Genomic DNA, 20732 nt, shown 5'->3' with positions numbered 1-20732 from the left:
TAACACTATTTGTACGCTGTTGCCTAGTTATTCAATCTAGATCCAGAACAATTGTCAGTGCTTCTGTAATTTCTTCCATAATTGTCTCGGACAGGGTTCCGAGTTGTCGGAGAAATCTTTGTTGAGAAACGGAACGGACTTGAAAAGCGTCGGCGGCGGAGAGTTTGGCCAAGCCATTTTCTGATGTCGGTTCGAGCTGCACCATCCAATCAAGCGGGGAAAAAAGATCGTTCCATGCTGTAATTGGAACAATTACTTTGAGGCGCAAATTTCCCACTTCATCATCGCTGACAACCACAACAGGTCTAGTTTTGCCGATTTCATCTCCCACCGTTGGATCTAGTCTGACGAGCCACACTTCGCCCTTACGCATTAGTTTCTACCCCTGCGCTCAGGTATTCTTCCTCTGAATCGAAATACGGTTCGCTGTCGGGCGACCACAAATCGTGCAGCGGCCCTCCTGGTTCATACAAAGGAACCGCTGCTTCGGCTGCGGCTCTGAGTCTCCGCTTTCTCTCAGCTTTGCGCTGGGCTTTTTCTTCTATTTCTTCGCGCATCATCCGCGAAGCTGTTTCGATGATTTCTAGGCGTTCTTCTGCTGTCAGATTTTTGAGTGCTGCTAAGATTTCTGTTTTGGTCACGGTTTTTTCGGGTGGTTGGTGAGAAAGTACGATCGATCCGGGAGCATCCCGATACTCGGCTACAAACGAGATTTGTGCGGTTTTTACTGTACGGGCTTGCAACCTTACGGGTAATTGTTGGGATTTTCAACTATCAAACCCTCACTTGTTGCTGCTGCATTCAGCTCCCCGTCAGCAGATACAAAAGTCATCGCAGGCAAACTGTTAGCTGTGCAAAGGTTATTTATGCCACAGCCTGTTGCTAGCTGCACAGCATCATAGCCTCGCAATCCGTAGGTTTCAGCTAATGCCATTGCAGAGTTAATAATGCTTTCGGTGAATTCTACAACCTGATACTAAGATTGTAGGTCACTCCTGAACTGATTGCACGCTGCTGTAGCATCTGTCGCATTGATACTTCGGCCGCGCGACCTTATGGTAATTGCAGCAACAATTTCAACACTTGTAATAGCAGCAATCAATATATCGTTGTTAAGTGCAGGATCGCACAAACTCAAAACCCATGCCGAACCTATTTCATTAATGTAGCGTTTGACCAGCGCACTGCTATCTACAAAATAAATTGTCATCTAGCGGCGTTCCTCAATAATTGTCTCAGAAACAGGCTTACCCTGTACCTGAATTAGTCGCCGTTCTGTTTGCTGACTCCCAGAAGAATGCTTGATTTTTTTTACTAAACCAGAAGTTAACAGCGCTTGGTGCAATTTTGTCCGTTGAGCAGTTTGTTCTTTCTGGGCCAGATATATCCCTATAGCGCGCTCTAGTTGCTGTAGTTCTAGCAGTTCCAGAGTGTCAAGCTGATTGAGGATTTTGTTGAAGATTCCCTGCGGCATAGGATTCTACTTTTTACGCTTGGCTAGTCTGTCTATTATACAACTATCAGACTTGCACACTGTCACGAATATTCCGGCTTTCTGGACTTAGATTGATGGCTGAAACGACCTATTATCCTTCATCGATCGGGCTTGTGCGTCCAGGACGAGTAAAGAAACCAGGTTTCTACGAAGATTTCCAACCCTACATTACCGCTCTGTGCTTGTGGCGCACCCTACATTGATCGCATAGACAGATTTTCCATCATCAAAAAGGGTTGACTGTATTCCTACAGCCAACCCCGCACATATTTATTTGTCCTGCGTTTGCTCAAACAGCAACACTACCGGGCAATATTCGGGAACGTATAGCCGACACCGACTAACAATCCCACTTCAGCTCCGTCTACAAAACCAACATTCAGTCCCGCTGTTGCTGTTAAATTTCTCGACAGCGGCACATCTACACCCCCCGAAATCAGGAAGCCAAAAGTACCGTCACCGCCGGTAGAAATTAGCACGCCAGCACCTGCATAAGGAGCCGCAGTAATCACAAAATCCTCGCTGACTTCGACGGCATCTTGAGATACAAAATCGAAGGTAACGGGAACTAGAAAAGCTAAGTTGTCGCGGAACAAAACAGTCGGTCTCACCGATAAATTGTTCGTCAAACCGATTTTGCTAATAATCGCAAATGAACCGTCGCCTAAAGCTGAATCTCCGCCAAAACCTAGATTGCCGCCAATGCCGATGTAGCTGGGCCCAGAACGAGTAGCTCGGCCTGGTCGGATTTGAGTTCCTTGAGCTACTTTTTCAGTTGGTTCCGAGACAGTTGCCGGTTTTTCAGCAACTTTCGGTTGGTTTGTCAAAGCTGAGGCGGAAGTGCTGACAGGATTGCTCAACAATTCTTGTGCTGTTTGGACTTCTTTTTCTTCCTTCGTTGCAGTTACTTCCAGATTATTGGTCTGGGCAACAATTGAGGTAGGTCGATCGCTCTTTTTGGCAGTCTCGACTGTTGACTGCACTTTGACACCATTATCAGCAATTTTAGCGGTTTCTTCCGACTTTTGGGTCTCAGCAGCAATGGATGTATTTTGCGCTGTTTCTGTCTCAGCAATTTCAGATGTTACTGCTTCCGATTTTTCGGGTGCAGCCATAGATACTTGCAAGTTGGCTGCCGATTCAGAGGCTGCTGGCTCTGCCACTTCTGTTAGTTCGCTCCAACTGATAGAATCAATTTTTTTATTACTAGCCGTTGTTTCTGCGTCGGGTTTAACTGCTGAAGTTGCCGTCGGCTCAGAAATTTGGTCAATATTTTGAGCTGCGATTGTTGCAGTTGTAGCGACATCGGGCAAGTTGCCAGTTTCAGCTTTCGCTGACATGGTACTGCAACAAACAGCTAAAGCTGCAAGATTTATTAACGCAAAAGTAGACTTGGAAAATAGACTATTCATAGAAACTCCTCAATGAAGGGTGTGTTAAAAGTGTAAGTGTTTGAGGGCGAACATCGAGAGCTTTGCTCAAAAAAGACACAAATATGAGTTGTGTTGTTCCTAGATTGCCATTTTACTGTTGAATAGTCAACTCTCAAGCTGATTAGATTCAAGAACGGACGGCGGGTTTAGAGGCTAATTTAAATTTACCGATCGATCGGCAAAAAATCAATCCTAGGGATGATTCCATCCTTAATCCTGTTTAATTGATGGGTCGATCGCGCGTCTCGCTTGCATTCTACAATACTGTACTTGGGGGCGCTGCACTCGCAGCCACGCCGGAAAAACCCGGTTTTTGAGGGCGCACCAGCTCGAAACCAAGAGACAGCAAGCTGTCAAAACAGTTTGGGCAACCCCGCCGTCCCAAGCAAGTGCAGTTAATACAACCCGATCGGCTGCTGCAGGGTCCATGACAATTAATGTAGAATAATACCACCGATCCGAGAAATATTTGTGGCTCGATCGTGTCAAAATTACTGAATTTTATGAAAATTGTGTAAAATTTAGTGTTCTATTTGTAAAGTTTAGCCTTCGCTTTCGCTCAGGGTCTGACCATCTCACAACAGCACGCAACTAAACAAGTAAAAAAATACAAATTATCTCATCTCAACCTGACTTTATGAGCAAAGTTCTAGTGATATTAGGCGAATTGAGCGATCGCGACATCGATTGGATGCTCGCCAACGGCACCCGCACCCAAGTCCTCCCCGGCACAACCCTGATCACCGAAGGTAAGCCCTTAGACGCCCTGTACATAGTTCTGGAGGGAACTTTGAGCGTTGCGGTATCATCTTTGGGCGACAAAGAAATCGGAAAAATTATTTCTGGCGAAGTGTTAGGCGAAATGTCTTTTGTAGACGGAAGGCTTCCTTCTGCTAGCGTCACGGCAATTGAAGAGTGCCTCATCCTGTCAATTCCCCGGCGACTGCTAACTGAAAAACTCGAGCAAGACGTGCTTTTTTCCCTGCGGTTTTATCGGGCGATTACCAAATTTCTGTCGTCGAGACTGCGGGGTACAGTCAAACGCTTCGGCGATGATAGTGATGGTTTAATATATGAAGATCCCGACGGCGAGGACGGCATCCCCCAAAATGTCGAAAATCCCGATTTGGCGGCATCGAGATTTCAATGGCTGTTGGAGCGTTTGAAGGGGAGTTGAGGGAAGAAGGAAGTTCGGCAACGGATTCTGTAACGGATGTAACGGATGTAACGGATGTAACGGATGTAACGGATTTCAGGAAAAAGGAAGAAGAGAAAAGAACACCTATTTCCAATTACCAATTCCCAATTCCCAATTAGAAAACATATTTTTCAGCGACGCGCCAATAGCGAGAAAAACGCTTCAAATCAATGTAACCATCGTAGCGGACAAAGGGTTCGGGTGGCAAAACTTCTACTGGGTGCGATCGCTTAATTTCCCGGCAAATATCCTGAAACCGAGGACTGGGACTTTCGGTAGTTACCACTTGATTTGCGCCGGATTCGATCGCAAAAGCGATAACTTCCGCAGCCACATCGCCCCGCCGAATAACTACCGGCAACTCCAGCAAACATTCGTAAATAAACACCATTCGTTTGAGACTCAACTGCCATTCATCAATCAGCGCATCATCCCAAACCCAGATTGCCGGTGCCTCTGGGTGCGCTTGAAAAGCGGGGCCTTCAGGACTCAAACAGTCGCCGTGCAGCCAAATAATCGAATTGTTCATAAATTGGGAATTGTTGACTGTTGACTGTTGACTGTTGACTGTTGACTGTTGACGGTTGACTGTTGACGGTTGACTGTTGACGGTTGACTGTTAACTATTAACTGTTGATAACTAATGACTAATGACTACTGACTAATGACTACTGACAACTGACTTTTTAATTTCTGCGACCTTTTTTAGGGCCTTGCCAACTTTTAGAACCGCCGGTACGATCGACCTTTTCTCCATTAGGAAACAACTTCCCTTCCAAATATTCGTAAGTTCCCTCAAAATCGCATTGCCCATACAGAGGACAATCCCGACAATAAACCGCCTTAGTGTAACGATCCAAATTTTCCCGATTAAAAAAATAAGGTTTGTGACTAAAAGTGCTTGCTACCCACTGCCAAGAAAGATTATTGCTCGCCGGATCTCCATCTAGCAAATGTTGCAAAAACCAGCGAGCTCCGGCTTGCCAGCGCACGTGGCGCCAGTGTACGAGATAAGCGGCAGTCCACATCCGCTGGTGGTTGTGCAAATAACCAGTTTCTCGCAACTGGCGACTGAAACTGTCGATGCAAACCAAACCAGTCGTGCCCTCGACGACATCCTGCGGCAGAGTTTCGCTGTAATCTTTAGCAGTGTAACCAGTTTTGTAGGGTTCCCGGTCTTGCCAAATCCCGTTGCCCAATTCGGCGTACAGTCGCTGCCAATAATCCCGCCAACCCAACTCGTTGACGAGTTTTACTGCCTCTTCTCGATGCCGCACCTTCTCCAGTACGGCATCCCGGACTTCCGCAAGACTCAAAACGCCGTAGCGCAAATAGGGCGACAAGCGCGTTACCGCACCGTTGAGGAAATTGCGGGTTGAGCCGTATTTGCTGGGGTCAATTTGTTGCAGGGCTGTCTCGGCTGCTTTCCGCCCGCCTGGGGTTGGGGGTACGCTGCTGTCCCTGGCGGCGGCTTCGGGGAACTGTTCGCGCACGTAGGCAATTAATTCGTCGCGGCTGGCAAATTCCCGCTTCATGTCCTGACTCATTGTTTTTTCAAGCGGCTGCTATTCTTTCCTCATGTTAAAGCTATTCGATCGATCGTGCGGGTCGATGTCCTAAATTGCTTTTCACTCCTGCTAACTCACATCTTGCACCCTTGTCAGCAACAGGCTTTCCGGCCTGTTCCACAAGAAAATTTATCTTTTGTGGAACAGGCCGGAAAGCCTGTTCATAAAGGCTAATTGAGAATGGTGCAATATCTCAGTGGTAACGTACAGTTTTCCCCCGCCGCAATCGATCGTCGGTTCGTAGCCAAAATTAGCATCAAAGTCAGTACACTCAGGGATAGATATCATAGCAAAATCTCATGGAAACTTTTCCGGCGCACGCTCAAGCGATCGCCAGCTTAGCTAACCGACAGCAGCAAGGTACAAAACAACTGGAAAACAGCGAAGTTCAAGAGTTCGATCGAGCCATGATGCGCCGCTGCATAGAATTGGCTCGCCGTGCTCTCGGCAAAACCGCACCCAACCCCCTTGTCGGTTCTGTAATTGTCCGAGACGGCAAGATTGTCGGCGAAGGGTTTCATCCCGGTGCCGGTCAACCTCACGCCGAAGTTTTTGCGCTCCGGGAAGCGGGGGAACTCGCCGAAGGAGCGACTGTCTACGTGAACCTGGAACCCTGCAACCACTACGGCCGGACTCCCCCTTGTTCCGAAGCTTTAGTTAACGCCAAGGTGGCAAAAGTAGTGGCTGGCATGGTCGATCCGAATCCTTTGGTAGCTGGAACTGGGCTGGCCCGGTTGCGAGAGGCTGGCATTGAAGTGGTGGCGGGAGTGGAAGGGGAAGCTTGCCAGAAACTCAACGAGGCTTTTGTGCACCGGATTTTGTACCGCCGGCCTTTTGGAATTTTGAAATATGCAATGACTTTGGACGGTAAAATTGCTACCAGTAGCGGCCACAGCGCTTGGGTGACAGGCGAGGAGGCTCGGAGCGAGGTACACCGGGTGCGCGTCGGCTGCGATGCTGTGATTGTTGGGGGAAATACGGTGCGTCTGGACAATCCCCTACTGACGAGCCACCAGCCTGATAGGAATAATCCCCTGCGGGTGGTGATGAGTCGCACTCTGGATTTGCCGAAGTCGGCTTGGTTGTGGGAAACCTCTGTGGCGGCTACTTTGGTGCTGACTGAGCCTGGGGTTAACCCGGAATTTCAGGAATTTTTGATCGCAAAAGGGGTGGAAGTTGTGGAATTGTCGCCGCTGACGCCGACTAATGTTATGGGTTATTTGTACGATCGATCTTTTCTTTCTGTACTCTGGGAGTGCGGCGGCACTTTGGCCGCGAGGGCAATTGCTGAGGGTGCAGTTCAAAAAATTATGGCTTTTATTGCTCCTAAAATTGTCGGTGGCCAAGGAGCTCCAACTCCTGTGGGAGATTTGGGCTTTTCGGCAATGACTGAGGCTTTGACTTTAGAGCGGATTTCTTGGCGCGCGGTGGGTGCAGATTGTGTGGTAGAAGGCTATTTAAAAATTAAAGATTGAAAGTTAAAAGCGAGTCTTTTGAGTTTTTGATTTTTAACTTTTAACTCCTTTTATGGTGGAAATTCTGATTTGGAGTTTGATGATTGGCAGTCTCGGCTTGGAGGCTGGGCTTGTGGGTCTTTTGGTGAACCACGAGCAATTGGATGCGGGGCAAAAATGCGATGAGGAGGAGGAAGTTTTGACTCGGTACGAATCTCAAGAGGATAATTTTAATGCGCCTGAAAATGCGCGCTCCAATGGCACTCCCCCATCTGATCCCAATTCTGTTGATTTGACGGTTTGGGAGTACAAGATTGTGCGGGCTAGCAACGATTTGTTCCGCAATCCTGCGATTTTTCACAAGCTATGCCAGGAAGAAGCGGAAGTTGGCTGGATTTTGCTCGAAAAGCTAGACGACAGGCGGGTGCGGTTCAAACGTCCGATCGCGCTGCGGGACGCGCCGATGCCTAATTTACCACTGTTTGACCCTTACCGCACTCATTACGGCCCGCTCTCGAATGCGATGACTTGGGCTGCGACGATCGTGTTTCTGAGTGCGATCGTCCTTCCGGCTGTTTTGGGCTATGCTTTGGTGTCTACTACTCTAAGCAGAAGTCGCTCTAATTGGCCTCCGACACCTGTTCAATCTTTGCCCTCTCCCAGCGGGCCCGAAACTAATAATTGAAAGATCAGCCCAATGGAAGATAGAAGATGGAAAAGAGAATTGTTTGTTTTAATATCAAGTACGGTCAAAAATTTATAATTAGGTTTGTAGTGAGGGCTTAAGTCTTCTCTTCTCTTAAGAGGATGACAACAAACAATTATATTATAAGTCATTAACCGGACAGTATCTAACTGACAATCCCGCAGAATTATTTAATTATAAATTTTTATGTAATTCTGCATTCGGTCTTCCACCTTCCTATTTTGGCTGCCTTCGAGTGTAAACCCTCATGTCATAGAAGCGGCGTGGGAGAAGGAGCGGAAAGCAATCTCAAGTCATAATTTGTATCGCCTTGAAATTGAGAAACGCGGACAAAATAAGTCCCCGCAGGTAAAGCCCCATTGCTGACTATTGTTTCTGAAGACGTGCCTAAATTGTTAGACGAAGCAATAATATCGTCTAATCCAACTGCGCCGTTGCCGTTGAGATATTGAATTAATTCTACATCAACATCTGCACTCAAACCGTCAATAGTTACACTGAAAAGGCTGGGAGTATTGAGGATAAAACTGTAAATGTCGGCTGGTTCTGCATCTCCCACAAAATCGCTCGCCGTTTGAATTTCTCCCAGAATACCCAGGCTTTTTGCTACGTTCAAATTGTCTGCGGTATCGGGGAGAGTGCTCAACAGTCCTTCTTGTTGACCGAATTGAATGTAATGGCCGATCGCACTTTGAACTGCGCCGCTTTGAACGGCTGCTGCTACCAGCGGATATTTTTCTAGATAAAAGCTGGGATCGAAGAAAACGCTGGCTTTGCGGTTTTCTAATTGACCGGCTTTTAAATAGTGTTCAAAGGCGGTAAATTGATTGGTTTGGACTGCTGTCTGAACGTCTGGGTTGCTTGCTAGATAGAAACCAACATCGAAAAAAGGATTGGGGTTGCGTCGTTCAAATTGACCGAATCTAATAAAGTGATCGGCTGCTGAAAAGCCGTTGAGTTTGGCTGATACCGCTACATCTGTATTGGTGTCTAAATAATAGCTGGCGTCGAACAGGGCATTCGGGTCGCGATTTTCAAATTTGCCAATTTTTCGGTAGTGATCGAAGGGACTCGATACCGTGCCTCTGGCAACTGCTACGGCGACATCTGGGTTGTTTTCGAGATAAAATTTCCTGTCGAACAGTGTTCTGAGGGTTAGCATTATTAAAAAAATCTCTCTGGGCTTTAGTCTGGAAAGTGCACGATCGAGAATCCAGTTTACATCAAAGTTTTGTTTTGTGAGGATGTCTTAATTATGGCTAAGTCTGCACTGATGGCTATGCTGCGCCGCGCTGCGAGTATTGCCCAGAAATCAAGGGAAACGGGCATTCCGGCTGATGAACTGCTGGGGATGCTGAGCGTGAAGCGAAGCTATCCCGTAGGGAATCGCATTCCTAATTCTGCCATATCTCGTCGCCAGTTGCTGCACGGGGGTTTAGCTGCTGCGGGGGCGGCCGCTGCTGCGACTTTTACCAGGGATGGAGGGGGAGCTTTTGCTCAACAGGGCGGACGATCGCCGATTTTGGTTGTGGGTGCAGGGATTGCGGGTTTGACGGCGGCTTATCGCTTGGGCCAAGCGGGCGTGCGCGCCGATATAATCGAGGCAACTAACCGCGTGGGGGGGCGGATACGCACGGTTCCCAAGGTGGCTGGAACGCTAATTCCGGCGGATTTGGGGGGAGAATTTATTGACACCGGTCATACTAATTTAATCTCGCTGGCGACGGAATTGGGTTTGCGGGCGATCGACTTAGCCCAAGTGCAGAGTGGACTGGTGAAGGATACTTTTTTCTTTGAAGGACGGCGCTTTTCTCTTGAGCAATTAATCGCCGATTTTGCGCCCCTAGCTAGTAAAATTAATGGAGATTTGGCCGCTATTGGAGATAACATTAGCTATCAAGATTTTACGGAAGCAGCGGAAAGATTGGACAATCTTTCGATCGCTGAATATGTAGACCAAGCTGATACTAGCACTATTGTCCGGCAGTTACTCCGCATTGCTTATACGGGAGAATACGGTCGAGATCCTGAAGAACAGTCGGCGTTAAATCTGCTTTTTTTAATCGGTGCTGAATCTGGCAGTTTTGAATTGTACGGCAACAGCGATGAGCGTTATCAAATTGACGGCGGCAACAGTCAAATTATCAACAGTTTAGCCGGTCAATTATCTGGTTCGATCGAGGCGGGGACGGTTTTGGAAGCGATTACTCTTTTGCCGGATGGCCGCTATCGCGTAAATTTGCGATCGGGACAAAGCGCCTTCGATCGCACTTACGAGCGAGTTTTGTTAACTTTGCCGTTTAGCACTCTGCGAGACGTTAAAATTAACGTACCTTTGCCACAACCGAAGCGTAGGGCGATCGAGCAATTGGGTTACGGTACTAATTCTAAGTTAATTACTGGCTACCGCAGCCGAATTTGGCGGGAACTTTATCGATCGACAGCTTCTGTTTATAGCGATTTAGGATTCCAGAGTACCTGGGAAGCTACGCCTTTCGCCCCTACTCCTAACGGTTTAGTTACTAATTTTACAGGAGGAAAGCAGGGTTTGTCGATCGGTGCGGGAACTCCAGAAGACCAAGCACAAAGATTTTTAAACCAATTTGAAAGAGTTTTTCCCGGAGTGAGAAATTTGCGATCGGGCAAAGCTGTGCGAGCTTATTGGCCGGGAGAACGCTTTTTCAAAGGTTCTTATTCCTGCTATTTAGTCGGACAGTGGACGCAAATGTACGGCGTTGAAGGCGAACGAGTTGGCAATTTATATTTTGCCGGGGAACACACTTCGCTGGAAAATCAAGGTTACATGGAAGGCGGTTGTGAAACTGGACAAAGGGCGGCTTTTGAAATTTTGCAAGACTTGGGTTTGATACCTTCTGCTAATGCTTTGAATACTCGAACTGCGAGCAGTTTGAACAGTCCCCGTCCGAGCCGAAAAATTCCCGGAGCGCGGAATCTTGGGAATAGAAAGCCGAGTATTAGATAAGCTCGTAAGGTGTACATCTAATTCTTGTTTGCCGTTGCTCCTAGCCCGTGCATCTAATTCTTGTGGGGAGTAGGGGTTGGGCTTCTAGCCCGCCCCAAAATACAATTTAGATGCCCAACAGCTTATGGCGTACAACTTATCAAATAATCTCGTCCGGGTTAATTCCCCGATCGCGCAAATATTCAGCCAGTCGTTCGGCCCGTTCACGTTCGCGATCGGCCCGCTGGCGTTCTGCTGCTAACTGTTCTACACCCCATAAAAGCAGATTTCCTGCTTCATCCCACCAGCGCAACCAATAGCCTGAACGTTGTTCTTTCTCCCCCCGCCACGTTCCTAAATACAAACCAATATCTGCCATCCAGTGGCGACCTTCCGCGTCGGGAAATTCTAATTCGTAGTTGCCATTTTGCAAGCGATATACTTCCAGCAAGCCAGTTTCTGGGTCAAAAATGATGTAAGTTGGTACTTGCAGAATTTGTTCGTAAAAAAACCACTTTCCCGGAGGAAAAGTACGTTTTACAGAATATTCGCCGCCGTCTGTTTCCGACAAAAATTCCATGACAATGGTCGGGATTTCTCCTTCCAAGTTTGGGGTATAACTTTTGCGGTCTCTTCTCGATTCGGCAGGCAGTACCGACGGTACATAAACCCAATCTGGTGCTTTGATGACTAACTCGCCGTTGACAGTAGCGCAAATGCCAAAGTTGCTGGCTATCAGCATTCGTGACCCGATAAATCCTCTCAGTTCTAAGATTTCTCGCAGTGCACCAGCAATTAGCGGTTGACCTGTATTCTCCACTGGTTTTTCTTCTAATTGGAAGTCGTCGGGCAACTTCTCCCAAGTTACGATCAGTTCTAACGTTTTTTGTCCTGGGTTATTTTGAGTAACGACCATGACTTTATTTTCTAAATTGTGATGTCTTATGATAGCATAATTTAAATAGTTGACAGTTGACAGTGAGCTTTTTAGATTTGTAGGTTGGGTTGAGGAACGAAACCCAACACATCCTTGCCGCGAAAAATTTGGGTGGAGTGAAACGGAGGGTTAGTTCATTCGTGTCCAAGCTACGCAATCTCATTTTTATAACATTAACTGAAACCTATTTATATATAATAGATATGTAAGCGGAAATTTTAGGTAAACTATTTAGTAAAATTAACTTGAAAAAATCCTGAATAAATATGAAGATTTTACATTTAACCGTAGCTTTATCGAGTTTGCTAATATCGCCGATATCTGCTCGTCCTTTGCTGGCAGACGCTACAAATACACTGGCTCAAAATTCACCAGTTGATGAGCCGTTTTGCTACATGAAAACCCCCGACGGCAAAACAGTAGACTTGGGCAGATTGTGCGATAAACAGCCAGCATCTGGAACTGCCAAAACTTGCATTCCCGGTTCCAACATCGCTGCAAAAGTGTCAATCGCGGCGGCCAATTATGACGGCAACTTTTTCAGCGGTCAAGTGCTTAATCAAGGCTGCAAAATAATCAAGAATGTCAAAGTCAATTATGAAGTTTTGGACGAGTCAGGCAATTTAATTGACAACGGATTTATCTACTCTGAACCAGTTACTCTTGCACCCGGACAGTCAGCCGCCTTTCGGGGCGAAGTTGTCGCGGGGGCTAAGGTAGTAGCTACTCATGCAGACGCTCAAGAATGATTGTTGAGATTTGTCCGATCGCTGTTATCATATTCTGGCTCCGATATCTCTATGACTTACGCAATGAGTGACCCAGAGATCCCCCTAAATCCCCCTTCTTAAGGGGGACTTTGAATAATAAATAATCTTGTCCCCCCCTTATTAAGGGGGGTTAGGGGGGATCGAAGTTTGAATATTCTTGCATAGATCCCCAAAAACAGAATTTGCGAGGGCAAAATATCTTGAAAACTCGATCGACATACTGGCAAATCTTACCCTACCTCCGTCCCCAAAAACAAACCATCGGTAAAGCATTAGCTTGTACCGTAGTATTTACCATATTTTGGCCAATTATAGCGTGGCTAGTTGGCGAAACCGCCAAATTTATAGGTAAAGGAGATTTACAAGGGTTCGCTCAAATTGCGGCACTCAGCGCCATTATCTTTCTAATTCGCGGTACAGCCCAGTACGGTCAAGATACACTGATGGCCAAAGCTGCTTTGACTATTGCTTTAGAAATTCGCAAAAAAGTCTACTCCCATCTTCAAACTCTCAATATCGGCTACTTTGAAACCGCCAAAACCGGAGACTTATCCTACCGCCTCACCGAAGATATTGACCGCATTGGCGAAGTAGTAAATAAATTTTTTCATCAGTTTATCCCTTGTGTTTTGCAGCTAATTGCCGTCATGGGATATATGATTTATCTCAACTGGCAATTAACCTTGGGTGCATTAATTATTGCACCGCTGATGGCTATTTTAATTGGCTGGTTTGGCGAAAGATTGCTGAGTTATTCACGCCAAAGTCAAAATCGCATCTCTGATTTATCCGCTTTGCTGACAGAAGTATTCAGCGGCATTCGTTTAATCAAAGCATTTGTTGCTGAAGACTACGAAATTGCCCGCTTTGCAGAAGAAGCAGAACAAAACCGCCGCGCTAAGTATTTGTCAGAAAGAGTAAAAGCACTTCAGTTCGTTGTAGTTGGCTTTCTGGAAGCGATGAGCGTGATTTTGCTCTTTTTCCTGGGAGGTTGGCAAATTTCTCAAGGAAATCTCACAGGTACTCAATTTATCAGTTATATCGCAGGGGTGGCACTTTTAATTGACCCCATTGCTATCACAACTGCTAATTACGGAGATTTTAAGCAGGGAGAAGCTTCTAGCGATCGCATTTTTGAATTATTAGCAATTCAACCAACAGTAGTCGAAAAGCCTGGGGCAACTGAACTTCCCCACGTTACCGGAAAAGTCGAATACCGCAATATTAATTTTGCCTACCCCCCTCAACCCCCCCTTGATAAGGGGGGAAAACAGCCTCAACCCCCCCTTGATAAGGGGGGAAAACAGCCTCAACCCCCCCTTGATAAGGGGGGGCAAGGGGGGGTTCCAATTCTGCAAAACATGAGTTTGTTGGTGCTTCCCGGAGAAATGATTGCTCTCGTGGGCGCATCGGGTGCGGGTAAAACTACTTTAGTAAACTTGTTACCGAGATTCTACGATCCGCAAGCGGGACAGATTTTAATTGACGGTATTGATATTCAAGATGTCACCTTAAATACTCTGCGGCGGCAAATCGGAATTGTACCGCAGGAAACTATTCTTTTTTCGGGTACGATCGCTCAAAATATCGCTTTCGGTCAATCTTATTATGAACTGAAAGATGTTCAAAAAGCTGCGGAGATTGCTAACGCTCATCAATTCATTAGTCAGTTTCCCGACGGCTATCAAACTTGGGTAGGAGAAAGGGGTGTAAATTTGTCTGGGGGACAAAAACAAAGAATTGCGATCGCCCGTGCAGTTTTGCTCGATCCGAGAATATTGATTTTGGATGAAGCGACATCGGCGCTGGATTCGGAATCCGAAGGTTTAGTGCAAGAAGCGCTGGAAAGATTGATGCGCGATCGCACGGTTTTTATTATCGCGCACCGCTTGGCTACTGTGCGGAGAGCCGATCGTATTTTAGTTTTGGAAAAAGGCAGAATTGTGGAATCGGGGACGCACGAGGAGTTGCTGGAAAAGGGATCTCGCTATGCTGGCTACTACGCTCAACAGTTTAGTCAGTAGGCTACTTTAGAAACCGGGTTTTTGGCCGTTTCTGCTGGCCTCAACCAAGTATTTTGGAAAAAACCCGGTTTCTGACCACCCGTGCATCCAGGACTATTCTTTTCGGAGTGCGATGGCACCCCCAACTAAGCTAAATAGGCGTTATTTTTCCGAACCTACTTCCGTTATTTTTAGACTCAAAACAGCCGAAAACCTTGTAAATTCGTGAAACATCCCTCAAATTAGGGGCTAAATGCTCAAATTAACTTCCGCTATTTTCCGAAACTGATTCCCTTATTTTGAAACAAGCAACGATCCACTCTTCAGCTAGTGCGTAACTGCGGACTCTTGACCCAGAACCTGCTAAAACTGGATGGATCAAACTACCTTCAGTCCACTCAAGCAGCCATTCGCGGGCCGTCTTGTCAGAAATGCCAAACCAGGATGCAACATCTGAAACGTCGATGGCAAAAGGATTTTCCACTCCATCCAAAACCCTTGCCAAAAGTCGGGTGAGGAGTTGTTGAGAGCGACGTGGCAATGCTTCCCAGGGTAGGGCATCAGGAGAAGCGCCTTGATAAAGAGACTTAGCTTTAGCTTGCAGTTCATCGGCGGCACGAGCCATCGTCTCCACAAAGTAAAGCAGCCAGGGCGTGTGGTCTGGGTCGTGGCGACCTTCGTAGAAGTTCACCGGCAGTCCCATCTGCAACGAACGGTAATAGCGATCGCGATCGGCATTAAAATACTCATCAAATGAGAAAAACCCTCGCATTCGATAGCCGGAACGCCACAGTTCAGCAGTAGCCAATAGCCGTCCCGTGCGACCGTTCCCGTCGTTAAATGGATGGATACTGAGAAAGCGGTGCGTCAGAATAGCCGCACGGATAGGGGCTGACCATTCTGCTGCTGTCGTTGAAGATAGCCAATCGACTAATTCCCGCATCAGGGCGGGTACGTCCCCCGGTTCCGGTGGTCCGTAATCGATCGCCCGCGTGACTGTATCCACCACAGGGCATTCTGTAATGCGATACTCGCTTTTGCTACCCCGCCGCCCGCGACCGCGCACGATGACTATTCGGTGCAGTTCTTTGATAAATGCTTCTGTAATCGGGGTTTGGGCTTCTGCGAATTCTTCCACGCGATCGAGTGCCCGCCAGTAATTTCGGACTTCCTGTTCAGCATCACTTCCCGTGCGCGAGCTCCTGGCGATCGCCCGTCGCACCGCCGCTTCATCCAAGGGATTACCCTCAATCTGAGTAGAGCTGCGCGTACTTCTTTGCAAAGCATCGTGGCGCAGGCGTAGAGTCGTATCAGGTGGCAATGGTAACACCTTAATGACAGCACGGGCACCCTCGATGACTCCCAAATGCTTAACCAGATTGTGATTGTATGAGAAGCGGGGAATAAAGCTCATAGACTAATAGTTCTGAAGTTCGCGATCGATTTCTTCAACAGTTCTGGAAACGTGACGGCTGCGGATTTCTGTAAGCAATTCCAACACTTTACGCCGCCACGGAGGCTGTTCTGGTATAATCACAAAAACTTCAACATCTTCGCCCACCGATCCAGGCGGCACTTAAATTTCCAGTTTATTTCCTGCAAGAACTTTGGTTGTAATTCGTATTGCTGACTGCATACTTCCTCCTTTGCGATGATTAATTTTCAACAGCCCCTAAAGCTTTGAGCGTAACTTTCTCAACTTCCGTTAAACCCGTAACTCCAGCAATATTCATGTTTTCATAAGGTCTGTCACTTTTGAGGATTTTGAGGCACTCACCAGTCTCAATCTCCCACATCATAATTGTGCCATCCCGACTGCAAGCAGCAAGAATTTTTTCATTTGAACTGAAGGCAACTGAGTTAATTCTACTGGTATGATCTTGCAAAATTTTTAGACATTCACCTGTACGGATATCCCATATTCTTACCGTTCCATCGACACTTCCACTAACAAGTATTTCACTAGAAGAACTAAAGGCAACTGAACCTATCCAATCAGTATGCCCCTGCAAGATTAGAAGGCATTCACCGCTGCGAACATCCCACAGTCTGACTGTTCGATCGACACTTCCAGTGGCAAGTATTTCACCGTTGTGGCTAAAGGCGATCGCCCGCGCCCAAGCCGTATGCGCCTGCAAAATTTGGAGGCATTCACCAGTATGGATATCCCACAGCCTTACGGTTCCGTCATAACCTGTACTCGCAAATATCTCGCCCAAAGGACTGAAAGCAGCCGAGTGTACTGAACTGTTATGCCCTTGCAAGGTTTTGAGGCATTGACCACTGCTGACATCCCATAACTTCAATGTTTGGTTATAACTTGCACTAGCAAGTATTTCGCCCGAAGGACTGAAGGCGATCGAGTGTACTTCATTTCCCCACTCTGGCAAAGTATGGAGGCATTCACCACTGCTAACATCCCACAACCTCACTGTTTCGTCATAACTGCCGCTAGCAAGTATTTCACCGTTTGGACTGAAAGCAACCAAGTCTACCCGATCGAGATGTCCGTGCAAGATTTCGAGGCATTCACCACTGCTGACATCCCACAGCTTGACTGTTTGCGCGTCATCCCCGCTGGCCAGCATTTCACCGTTGGGACTGAAGGCGATCGACCTTACTTGATTGCTATGCCCTTGCAGTGTATTCAAGCATTCACCAGTATTGATATCCCACAGCTTCAGCGTTTGGTCACCGCTTCCACTAACAAGTATTTCACCAGCAGGATGGAAGGCGACTGACCCTATTCGATCGTTATGTTCTTGCAAAGTATTCAAGCATTCACCAGTACGGATATCCCACAGCTTCGTTGTGCGATCGTGACTTCCACTAGCGAGTATTTCGCCATTTGGACTGAAGGCGATCGACCGTACTTGATCCAAATGTCCCTCCAAAGTTTTGAGACATTCACCGCTACCGATATTCCACAGCCTCACTGTTTTGTCGGCGCTTCCACTAGCAAGTATTTCACCAGCAGAATGGAAAGCAACTGAAAATACAACTTTAGTATGACCTTGCAAAGTTTTGAGACATTCACCAGTACCGATATTCCATAGCCTCACTGTTTGGTCGCCGCTGCCACTAGCAAGCATCTCACCAGCAGGATGGAAAACAACTGAAAATACAACTTTAGTATGGTCTTGCAAAATTTTGCAGCATTCACCCGTGCGAATATCCCATAACCTTACCGTGCGATCGAAACTACCGCTAGCGAGTATATTTCCATCAGGATGGAAGGTGACTGACATTACTGATTCGGTATGTCCCTGGAAAACTTTTAAACATTCACCAGTCTTGACATCCCATAACTCGATCGTTTTGTCATAACTGGCGCTAGCAAGTATTTTGCCGTCAGGACTGAAGGCGACTGACTCCACCACGTTGGTATGTCCTTTACAGGTCAATATTTCTCTGCAACTGCTAGCTTCCCACAAGCGAACTATGCCATCAGTATCACCTGTAGCTAACAGTTTGCCATCTGGACTAAATATTACTGACCGAACACTGCCGAAGATTTTAGTAAAAGTAGAATTAGCCAAATTCGCTTCAGCCAAATTGACGTGGCGCAGCGTCGCGTTTGTAAAATCAGCACCTAAAATAACTGCACTAGAGAGGTCTTTCCCTTCTAAAGCAGTCTTGTCCTTTTTTAACAACAGAGTTGCCGCATTGCCTCCCACGTAGCCTACTTCAGTTTCTGTTTTACCTCGCGTTGCTTCTATAATTTCGAGTAGGGGCAATCCCCCCGTGGTTGCCCCTAAACCTTGGTCGGGCGGGCACGGGGGCACCGCCCCTACTAGCATCGGCAACAACAAATCCATGACTGCTTTTGTTAGCGGCGCGTGTCCGAAACTCTGAAGAAGTTGATCTAAATCTTCAGCAACAAATCCCTTCAAAGGTGCGATTAGTTCACCATTATTTCTCTTCTGGGCTTGAAGCCGACAATAATTTGACCAAGTGTACGATCGAGGTTCTGCATCAGGGTTGACGCAAGACTGTTCGGGCGCCACTAATTCGGTAAAATCTGCGGCCAAAACTCCCAATTCTGCTGCAAATTTATAAGCGACAAAAAACTCTAATAACGAACGGTGGGCTGGAGTATAATCGCCATCTGCATTGCGGATCAGCATCGTTTGACCCATCATGTCATAATGCCAGTGGTCTAAGTCTTTTTCCTCTTGGACGACGGAACCAAACAGGCCTCGAATGCGATCGGGAAAACCGCGATAATTCAGACTCATTTGGTTTGTAGACAGCATTTCCCACGATAACTCGCACAAAAAGTAAAGCTTATCTGCTAGCGAAGTAAAAGTCCGTTCAGCTTTGATATCTCTCTCTATCTTCCGCCGCACCGCATACAGATAGATCCGCGACATATCGACAGGTTTTCCAGCTTCAATATCGGGCAATGCTTCCAAAATTAACTCGGTCATCACAGGGCGACGCGCTAAATCCAATAGTTGCGGGTTTCCCATCACTTTTTCTACTGTCGCCGCTTCTGTTTGAAATGACAGCGCTTGGCTAATTTGTTGGTCGTTAAATTTCTCTAATTCTAAGACTTCAAATTGGGGAGTTTCGCCTGTTAAAATGGTTGTTGATGCTTGCAGTTCTGCATTGAACAATGCCCGTCCTTCCTTGCCTTCAGGAAAGTGTTCGGTACGGCAAGTGAGGATGACTTTTGCGCCGGGAACCACGGCTTTTGCTAGTTCCCAGAAGTTGTTGATGGTTTCTTGCCGATCGCACTTGGCGGCCATTTCATCAAAACCGTCGAAAATCAACAGAAACTTGCCCATGCGATTGAGTTGTTCAAAAGCCGAATAACCCGCCAAAGGTATCTCGTGTTTCCTAAAGAAAAACTCGGAAAATAGCGACTCGACACTAACTGCTTTGGCGTAATCTCGCAGCGGAATTACTAACGGCAAACGCGGACGTTCTAAGCCGCTTTTTTGAGCTTTTTTGTAGCGTTGCAGCGCCATCCAAGCATAGTGCATCGCAAACCAAGTTTTCCCGGTTCCAAATTCTCCTAAAACTGAAATATGTTCTTTTACTGGGTCATCCAACCACAGGTCAATATAACCTTCAATCCAGCCATCTCGATCGCCATAATGACTGACGCCTATTTTGCGGTGAGTATCGGGGTCGATTTCTTCTTTCGTACAAGCTAGCGGTACGTATTTAGTATTAATTCCCCGGCTGGTGATTTCAGTTTCCAGCCAATCCAGATAAGCCGTAAAATCGGCATCTTGGTCGAGTAATTCATCGAAAGTATAGCAAGCTAGATCGCTATTTTCTGGTTTATCTACTTCATCCCGCGCTGCGCGACTGATGCGGCGGGCGGTGACTAACCATCCTTCATCGGTGCGCTGTTTTTCCACCGACTGGCGCAAGGCCGAGATATCTCTGAGTCCCGCTTCTCCGGCTATTCCGCGCACTAAAATGCGATCGTACCGATTGTGTCTGACGGGGACATTGATAATCCATTCAAAATAGTTATCCTCCGAGATTTGATAGGTTTCAAACTTATAACTTAATGTTTCAAACCAACCGCGCACTTGTTGTGATAAAATAAAAGCTTGAGACTTTTGAATATTAGTTGATGCTGCTGCGGGAAGTGCGGGATAATCTTCGGATTCCAACCGCGCAAATTCGGTGCGAATTCCTTCGATAGTGGGGAGGCGTTCGATGCGATCCATTACCAGAGATAGGCGTTTTTGCAAAGAGGCGATCGCATTTCCCACCATCACATCTCCCAGCGTCCGCGTCCGCTTTGCTACTTCCATAAACACGGCGGCAAATGCCATGAATTCCCGTCTGGGGTCAATGCCTAAATCTCGAATTTCTTTGCCTAAAGCACTCTCATTCAGATAGTCATCGCCTGCTTTAATTAAAATGGCTGGGCTATCGGACTCGAAGGCTTGGCGAAATGCTGATTCAATCTCTTTTTGGCGAAACAGTTCTAAAATCTGCTTGGGTTTGCCAGCGCCGTATTCTACTAAAGTATAAACATAAACTCCGCTAAAATCTGCCGGCGGAGCATCGGGGTCGAGGTTAAATTTTTTTAAGAGTTTGATGACAGTTTCGTTGCGCTGAAACTTGTCTCTGATGGTGCCGAGGGGAATGGCTGTCAGGAGGCTGATAACTAAGTCGAGACTAATTAACATGATTTAGGCTTTCCTGTTTGTCCGTGGAAGTAATGCTCAAATCTCGAA

22 protein-coding genes are annotated in these 20732 nt (G+C 46.9%); 7 read left to right on the top strand and 15 right to left on the bottom strand.

Translation table 11 applies throughout. The features are described from left to right. Nucleotides 1-31 precede the first annotated feature (31 nt). The 7 genes from QUB35_RS10405 to QUB35_RS10375 all read right to left on the bottom strand — a co-directional run bounded on the left by QUB35_RS10405 (nt 32) and on the right by QUB35_RS10375 (nt 3357). The gene (locus QUB35_RS10405; RefSeq protein ID WP_333141837.1) at nt 32-373 is read right to left on the bottom strand and encodes a type II toxin-antitoxin system PemK/MazF family toxin; all 342 of its coding nucleotides are present in this window, start codon (nt 371-373) and stop codon (nt 32-34) included. After that, nucleotides 366-743: a hypothetical protein gene (locus tag QUB35_RS10400; protein WP_333141835.1), complete on the bottom strand. Its 378-nt coding sequence runs from the start codon at nt 741-743 to the stop codon at nt 366-368. The genes QUB35_RS10405 and QUB35_RS10400 overlap by 8 nt, the downstream gene beginning before the upstream one ends. Nucleotides 744-745: 2 nt before the next feature. Further along, on the bottom strand, nt 746-934 hold the full coding sequence (locus QUB35_RS10395; protein ID WP_333141833.1) for a type II toxin-antitoxin system VapC family toxin: 189 nt from the start codon (nt 932-934) through the stop codon (nt 746-748). A gap of 42 nt (nt 935-976) precedes the next feature. Beyond that, nucleotides 977-1210, bottom strand: coding sequence for a type II toxin-antitoxin system VapC family toxin (locus tag QUB35_RS10390; RefSeq protein WP_333141831.1), 234 nt, complete (start codon nt 1208-1210; stop codon nt 977-979). Next, on the bottom strand, nt 1211-1474 hold the full coding sequence (locus tag QUB35_RS10385) for a hypothetical protein (RefSeq protein ID WP_333025420.1): 264 nt from the start codon (nt 1472-1474) through the stop codon (nt 1211-1213). It abuts the gene before it with no gap. Between the two features lie 323 nt (nt 1475-1797). Further along, nucleotides 1798-2907 carry a hypothetical protein gene (locus tag QUB35_RS10380; protein WP_333141829.1) on the bottom strand — a complete coding sequence of 370 codons (1110 nt, stop codon included), beginning with the start codon at nt 2905-2907 and terminating at the stop codon, nt 1798-1800. Between the two features lie 231 nt (nt 2908-3138). Then, the gene (locus tag QUB35_RS10375; RefSeq protein ID WP_333141827.1) at nt 3139-3357 is read right to left on the bottom strand and encodes a hypothetical protein; all 219 of its coding nucleotides are present in this window, start codon (nt 3355-3357) and stop codon (nt 3139-3141) included. Between the two features lie 208 nt (nt 3358-3565). Between QUB35_RS10375 and QUB35_RS10370 the strand changes: the two genes are divergently transcribed. Beyond that, the gene (locus tag QUB35_RS10370; protein ID WP_333141825.1) at nt 3566-4105 is read left to right on the top strand and encodes a cyclic nucleotide-binding domain-containing protein; all 540 of its coding nucleotides are present in this window, start codon (nt 3566-3568) and stop codon (nt 4103-4105) included. Beyond that, complete coding sequence (locus QUB35_RS10365) at nt 4075-4245, top strand: hypothetical protein (protein ID WP_333141823.1); 171 nt, start codon at nt 4075-4077, stop codon at nt 4243-4245. The genes QUB35_RS10370 and QUB35_RS10365 overlap by 31 nt, the downstream gene beginning before the upstream one ends. On the opposite strand, the gene QUB35_RS10360 is transcribed toward QUB35_RS10365, so the two are convergent. From QUB35_RS10360 to QUB35_RS10350, 3 genes are all read right to left on the bottom strand, one after another. Continuing rightward, on the bottom strand, nt 4242-4655 hold the full coding sequence (locus QUB35_RS10360; protein ID WP_333141821.1) for a hypothetical protein: 414 nt from the start codon (nt 4653-4655) through the stop codon (nt 4242-4244). The two genes, QUB35_RS10365 and QUB35_RS10360, sit on opposite strands and share 4 nt — an antisense overlap. A gap of 157 nt (nt 4656-4812) precedes the next feature. Further along, nucleotides 4813-5673 carry an FAD-binding domain-containing protein gene (locus QUB35_RS10355; protein WP_333141819.1) on the bottom strand — a complete coding sequence of 287 codons (861 nt, stop codon included), beginning with the start codon at nt 5671-5673 and terminating at the stop codon, nt 4813-4815. Nucleotides 5674-5823: 150 nt separating this feature from the next. Beyond that, nucleotides 5824-5982: a hypothetical protein gene (locus tag QUB35_RS10350; RefSeq protein WP_333141817.1), complete on the bottom strand. Its 159-nt coding sequence runs from the start codon at nt 5980-5982 to the stop codon at nt 5824-5826. An 11-nt stretch (nt 5983-5993) separates the two neighbouring features. Between QUB35_RS10350 and ribD the strand changes: the two genes are divergently transcribed. Further along, on the top strand, nt 5994-7169 hold the full coding sequence (ribD, locus tag QUB35_RS10345) for a bifunctional diaminohydroxyphosphoribosylaminopyrimidine deaminase/5-amino-6-(5-phosphoribosylamino)uracil reductase RibD (RefSeq protein ID WP_333141815.1): 1176 nt from the start codon (nt 5994-5996) through the stop codon (nt 7167-7169). Nucleotides 7170-7221: 52 nt separating this feature from the next. Then, on the top strand, nt 7222-7833 hold the full coding sequence (locus QUB35_RS10340; RefSeq protein ID WP_333141813.1) for a hypothetical protein: 612 nt from the start codon (nt 7222-7224) through the stop codon (nt 7831-7833). Between the two features lie 271 nt (nt 7834-8104). On the opposite strand, the gene QUB35_RS10335 is transcribed toward QUB35_RS10340, so the two are convergent. After that, nucleotides 8105-9016 (bottom strand): PPC domain-containing protein, encoded by a 912-nt coding sequence (locus tag QUB35_RS10335; protein ID WP_333141811.1) that lies wholly within the window; start codon nt 9014-9016, stop codon nt 8105-8107. A gap of 93 nt (nt 9017-9109) precedes the next feature. Here QUB35_RS10335 and QUB35_RS10330 point away from each other — a divergent pair, with 93 nt between their 5' ends. After that, the gene (locus QUB35_RS10330) at nt 9110-10837 is read left to right on the top strand and encodes an NAD(P)/FAD-dependent oxidoreductase (protein ID WP_333141809.1); all 1728 of its coding nucleotides are present in this window, start codon (nt 9110-9112) and stop codon (nt 10835-10837) included. Nucleotides 10838-10976: 139 nt separating this feature from the next. Here QUB35_RS10330 and QUB35_RS10325 read toward each other — a convergent pair whose 3' ends face one another. Continuing rightward, nucleotides 10977-11732, bottom strand: coding sequence for a Uma2 family endonuclease (locus QUB35_RS10325; protein WP_333141807.1), 756 nt, complete (start codon nt 11730-11732; stop codon nt 10977-10979). Between the two features lie 287 nt (nt 11733-12019). Between QUB35_RS10325 and QUB35_RS10320 the strand changes: the two genes are divergently transcribed. Together QUB35_RS10320 and QUB35_RS10315 are read left to right on the top strand one after the other, a co-directional pair. Beyond that, nucleotides 12020-12502 carry an FxLYD domain-containing protein gene (locus tag QUB35_RS10320; protein WP_333141805.1) on the top strand — a complete coding sequence of 161 codons (483 nt, stop codon included), beginning with the start codon at nt 12020-12022 and terminating at the stop codon, nt 12500-12502. Between the two features lie 221 nt (nt 12503-12723). Further along, entirely contained in the window at nt 12724-14547 is a 1824-nt protein-coding gene (locus tag QUB35_RS10315) for an ABC transporter ATP-binding protein (protein WP_333141803.1), read from the top strand. 241 nt (nt 14548-14788) lie between these two features. Here the strand turns inward: QUB35_RS10315 and QUB35_RS10310 are convergent, their stop codons facing one another. From QUB35_RS10310 to QUB35_RS10300, 3 genes are all read right to left on the bottom strand, one after another. Further along, complete coding sequence (locus QUB35_RS10310; protein ID WP_333141801.1) at nt 14789-15940, bottom strand: Fic family protein; 1152 nt, start codon at nt 15938-15940, stop codon at nt 14789-14791. A 3-nt stretch (nt 15941-15943) separates the two neighbouring features. Further along, entirely contained in the window at nt 15944-16102 is a 159-nt protein-coding gene (locus QUB35_RS10305; RefSeq protein ID WP_333141798.1) for a hypothetical protein, read from the bottom strand. A gap of 79 nt (nt 16103-16181) precedes the next feature. Next, entirely contained in the window at nt 16182-20684 is a 4503-nt protein-coding gene (locus QUB35_RS10300) for a WD40 domain-containing protein (protein WP_333141796.1), read from the bottom strand. Nucleotides 20685-20732 lie beyond the last annotated feature (48 nt).

Source organism: Microcoleus sp. B13-B6, assembly GCF_036705405.1.
Classification (GTDB): domain Bacteria; phylum Cyanobacteriota; class Cyanobacteriia; order Cyanobacteriales; family Microcoleaceae; genus Microcoleus.
The sequence above is the reverse complement of the archived record's forward strand: the minus strand, read 5'-3'. Positions and strand labels throughout refer to the sequence as shown.

Excerpts from the sequence above, each read along its gene's own strand:
- QUB35_RS10405 (WP_333141837.1), bottom strand. The coding sequence starts at position 373 with ATGCGTAAGGGCGAAGTGTGGCTCGTCAGACTAGATCCAACGGTGGGA.
- QUB35_RS10395 (WP_333141833.1), bottom strand. The coding sequence starts at position 934 with ATGGCATTAGCTGAAACCTACGGATTGCGAGGCTATGATGCTGTGCAG.
- QUB35_RS10390 (WP_333141831.1), bottom strand. The coding sequence starts at position 1,210 with ATGACAATTTATTTTGTAGATAGCAGTGCGCTGGTCAAACGCTACATT.
- QUB35_RS10385 (WP_333025420.1), bottom strand. The coding sequence starts at position 1,474 with ATGCCGCAGGGAATCTTCAACAAAATCCTCAATCAGCTTGACACTCTG.
- QUB35_RS10380 (WP_333141829.1), bottom strand. The coding sequence starts at position 2,907 with ATGAATAGTCTATTTTCCAAGTCTACTTTTGCGTTAATAAATCTTGCA.
- QUB35_RS10375 (WP_333141827.1), bottom strand. The coding sequence starts at position 3,357 with ATGGACCCTGCAGCAGCCGATCGGGTTGTATTAACTGCACTTGCTTGG.
- QUB35_RS10370 (WP_333141825.1), top strand. The coding sequence starts at position 3,566 with ATGAGCAAAGTTCTAGTGATATTAGGCGAATTGAGCGATCGCGACATC.
- QUB35_RS10365 (WP_333141823.1), top strand. The coding sequence starts at position 4,075 with ATGGCTGTTGGAGCGTTTGAAGGGGAGTTGAGGGAAGAAGGAAGTTCG.
- QUB35_RS10360 (WP_333141821.1), bottom strand. The coding sequence starts at position 4,655 with ATGAACAATTCGATTATTTGGCTGCACGGCGACTGTTTGAGTCCTGAA.
- QUB35_RS10355 (WP_333141819.1), bottom strand. The coding sequence starts at position 5,673 with ATGAGTCAGGACATGAAGCGGGAATTTGCCAGCCGCGACGAATTAATT.
- QUB35_RS10350 (WP_333141817.1), bottom strand. The coding sequence starts at position 5,982 with ATGATATCTATCCCTGAGTGTACTGACTTTGATGCTAATTTTGGCTAC.
- ribD (WP_333141815.1), top strand. The coding sequence starts at position 5,994 with ATGGAAACTTTTCCGGCGCACGCTCAAGCGATCGCCAGCTTAGCTAAC.
- QUB35_RS10340 (WP_333141813.1), top strand. The coding sequence starts at position 7,222 with ATGGTGGAAATTCTGATTTGGAGTTTGATGATTGGCAGTCTCGGCTTG.
- QUB35_RS10335 (WP_333141811.1), bottom strand. The coding sequence starts at position 9,016 with ATGCTAACCCTCAGAACACTGTTCGACAGGAAATTTTATCTCGAAAAC.
- QUB35_RS10330 (WP_333141809.1), top strand. The coding sequence starts at position 9,110 with ATGGCTAAGTCTGCACTGATGGCTATGCTGCGCCGCGCTGCGAGTATT.
- QUB35_RS10325 (WP_333141807.1), bottom strand. The coding sequence starts at position 11,732 with ATGGTCGTTACTCAAAATAACCCAGGACAAAAAACGTTAGAACTGATC.
- QUB35_RS10320 (WP_333141805.1), top strand. The coding sequence starts at position 12,020 with ATGAAGATTTTACATTTAACCGTAGCTTTATCGAGTTTGCTAATATCG.
- QUB35_RS10310 (WP_333141801.1), bottom strand. The coding sequence starts at position 15,940 with ATGAGCTTTATTCCCCGCTTCTCATACAATCACAATCTGGTTAAGCAT.
- QUB35_RS10300 (WP_333141796.1), bottom strand. The coding sequence starts at position 20,684 with ATGTTAATTAGTCTCGACTTAGTTATCAGCCTCCTGACAGCCATTCCC.